4 protein-coding genes are annotated in these 3,094 nt (G+C 54.3%); all 4 read left to right on the top strand.

Annotation, left to right across the window (positions count from 1 at the left end; genetic code table 11):
• Nucleotides 1–192: 192 nt before the first annotated feature.
• Nucleotides 193–1,899 carry a hypothetical protein gene (locus tag ACEW8P_RS09545; RefSeq protein ID WP_373512856.1) on the top strand — a complete coding sequence of 569 codons (1,707 nt, stop codon included), beginning with the start codon at nucleotides 193–195 and terminating at the stop codon, nucleotides 1,897–1,899.
• Between the two features lie 104 nt (nucleotides 1,900–2,003).
• Nucleotides 2,004–2,174, top strand: coding sequence for a transposase family protein (locus ACEW8P_RS09540; protein WP_373512855.1), 171 nt, complete (start codon nucleotides 2,004–2,006; stop codon nucleotides 2,172–2,174).
• The gene (locus ACEW8P_RS09535; protein ID WP_373512854.1) at nucleotides 2,125–2,484 is read left to right on the top strand and encodes an ISAs1 family transposase; all 360 of its coding nucleotides are present in this window, start codon (nucleotides 2,125–2,127) and stop codon (nucleotides 2,482–2,484) included. The genes ACEW8P_RS09540 and ACEW8P_RS09535 overlap by 50 nt, the downstream gene beginning before the upstream one ends.
• The gene (locus ACEW8P_RS09530) at nucleotides 2,453–3,013 is read left to right on the top strand and encodes an ISAs1 family transposase (protein ID WP_373512853.1); all 561 of its coding nucleotides are present in this window, start codon (nucleotides 2,453–2,455) and stop codon (nucleotides 3,011–3,013) included. The genes ACEW8P_RS09535 and ACEW8P_RS09530 overlap by 32 nt, the downstream gene beginning before the upstream one ends.
• Nucleotides 3,014–3,094 lie beyond the last annotated feature (81 nt).

The following is a 3,094-nucleotide window of genomic DNA, read 5'->3' as shown; positions in this document are numbered from 1 at the left end:
CGGAACTGAAAACCAGGAGATCAGGTCGTAAACTAGTTTGAAACAGCGCAAAGAAGTCAATAAAACGCTGGCCCTTTTGATATCGGACAGGCCAAATGTTAAAGTTTGTGGAAACCGAATTCACAGTAGATAGGATAGGCTAACTAGCCTCATGCTGCCCTAACCCTCACCAGGCTGGTCTCAATTAGCCCAATGAAACAAACCATTACATCCTGCCTGTTTTTCCTCCTCTCTTCCCATGCAGGAGCACAGAACTTGTTGCCGGTTCCGGCTTCTTCTTTCCTGGACGAAGTACCCAAAGGAAACATAATAACTACGGCTTTCGAGCAGCGGGTACCCTGGCTCTTTAACAACACCGGGATCAAGCTCAACTCGGCCACGAATCTTATGACGCAGGTGGCGGTGGAGAAGGAAGGCACCTTCCATCTTTTTGTGCGAAGCGGCGGCAACAAAGGTTCTTTCAAAGTAGCCGTAAATGATCAAGTAACGGAGGCTGGGTTTGGGAACACGCCCTGGGGTTGGAAAGAAGGAGGTAGTTTTCATTTACACAAAGGGCGGAACTACGTCAAAATCACCCGCATCCAGCCGGGGGTGGTATTCGACGTGCTGGTGTTCAGCAAAGTACCCACCCTTGATGAAAAGAGTGTATTAGCGCTGCAATTAAACCCGGACGTAAAACTGCTGAAAGAATATAAAATCCCCCGGTCCAACGCGGTGAAATTCGGGGATGTCAACGGGGACGGAAAAACGGATTTCCTGGTTCTGGAACCCGATTTTTCGGCGCATGTATTCGATAACAGCGGCCAGGAACTCTGGCAATGGAAAGCGCCGGAAGAATACGTGAAGGAGCGTTCAGAGTTTGAAGCACCCGGGGTACTGTGGGATTTTGACGGCGACGGGAAAGCTGAGGTGGTACATTGGCGCATGATGGACGGGAAAGAAGTACTGGTGACGGCGGATGGCGAAACCGGCCGCATCAAACACCAAACCGACTGGCCTACCGGGCCCTTGCCGCACGTGTACAACAACTTTCGCTTGGCCATTGCGAAACTGACCAAAAACGCGCCCAACGAACTGGCCGTGTTTACCGACTATGGCGGCACCATGACGGTCAGCGCCTATGATGCCGGTTTGAAACAACGGTGGATGCACACCGAGCATCGGAAGAAAGACAACCTCGGGCACTACATTTACCCGGTAGATCTGAACAACGATGGTATCGACGAAGTACTGGTGGGCTCATTGCTGCTTGATGCCCACGGCAAGGAAATCTGGAACCGCTTTGACCTCTTGCCCGATAACCACGACCACGCCGATAGCTACAAGTTTGGCGATATTAACGGGGATGGGAAGCTGGATATCCTCACGGCCAACAGTGAAACCGGGATTTTCGTGTACGAAGCCATGACGGGAAAAATCATCTGGCAACAGGTAGCCGAGCATACCCAGCAGATACAGGTGGGTAATTTCCTGAAAAACACCCCCACCCCGCAGGTAGTAGCCGGCGGCAGAGTCTATGGCAACCGACAGATCGGCGAGCCGTATCTATCCAGCCAGCTGTATTGGTTCGACAAAAAGGGTAATCTGCTTAGCAAATGGCCCGGGCAGCCGCTTAATGGCAATCCAGACTTTGTAAAAGGCGACTGGCGGGGCAATAGACAGGAAGAGCTTTTCTGGTACAAATTCCGGATCAATGACCAGGGCAAAGGAGAGTTGTATTTTCCCGACCCGGTCTTCCATCAGTTTGATTTTATGGGGCAGGGCGCCGAAGAGGTCATCACGCTGAGCAACGGTATGTTGCGGGTATACGGCAGCGCCACGGCAAGGTACCCCAACAAAGACCGTAAAAAGGACAAGTTGTATCTAAAAAATACAGTGGTAAACCATACGCACTATTGAGGCTGCTCCTGCCGATGGGGTACTCCCTATTTCACAACAGGGCGGGAACAGGTTAAACGCATTTAAAATGGGGTAAAACAGATGATAAGGCAGAACTTTGCCTTATGAACTGGCAAACCTTCTTCCAAGACGTTCCCGATTTCCGCATAAATCGGCGCAAGAGGCACAAGCTTCTTGACATACTGGTCATCGCCTTTTGCGCCGTAGTGTGCGGGGCGGACGATTTTGAGCGGGGCCGTCCTTACGGAAATAGAGGCTTATGGCAAGCAAAATGAGGCATTCCTGCGCACTTTCCTCGAACTGCCCAACGGCATACCCTCGCACGACACGTGCAACCGCGTCTTCAAGTTCCTCGACAAGAGGGCTTTCGGCGACTGCCTCTACCGCTGGTCGAGGGAGATACTGGCCGACTTGGCCGTGAACCTGCCCCAACTGTGCCTTGGCGGCAAGGTGCAGCGGGCCACGGCCAAGCGCGGGAAGAAAAAATCGGGGCTGTGCGTGGTTAGCGCCTGGGTCTCGGAACACAACCTGGTGCTGGGCCAGGAACGGGTCGATGCCAAGAGTACCGGGCGGGCGCACCCGTGAGAAAACGGCTATCCCCCAACTGATTGGCAGCCTGGACTTGAAGGGTAGTTTGGTGAGCGTCGATGCCATCGCCTGCCAACTCAGCAACGCTGACCTGATTGTTGAGAAGGAGGGCCACTACCCGCTGGCGCTCAAGAAGAAGAACAAGGGCGTCCACGAGCAGGTTTCCCAGCGGATGCAGGCCAAGAAGGCCGGCCTGCCTAGTGCTGAGCATGTGGACTTCGGCAGCGGCCGCATCGAGCGCCGCCGCTGCTACGTGGAAAGCGACCTGTCGCTGTACGACGACCTGGCGGGCTGGGAACACCTGGGCAGCATCGTGATGGTGGAGGCCAGCCGCGAGATCGGCGATAAGACCAGCAGCGAGACGCGCTACTGCCTGAGTGACTTGGTGCTTGCCCCGGACGAGTTCAACGGCTTGGTCAGGGGTCACCGCCGGGCGGCCCCTTTTGTTGCGCCACCTGTTCGGTATGCTTTATTTGGTCATCGGCCATGTCCAGGCCCAACAACCCACCTTCGATACCGATGGTAGTACCCTGTTCCCGGTAATTAGGCGCCCAGGCCCCGTCTTTATCAAAATCAATAATGGCGGCAGTGAGTGGCTCATTGAGAA

It is taken from the genome of Persicitalea sp. (genome assembly GCF_041751555.1).
GTDB lineage: Bacteria > Bacteroidota > Bacteroidia > Cytophagales > Spirosomataceae > Persicitalea.
Note: the sequence above shows the minus strand (reverse complement) of the source record. Positions and strands in the feature narration are given on the sequence as shown.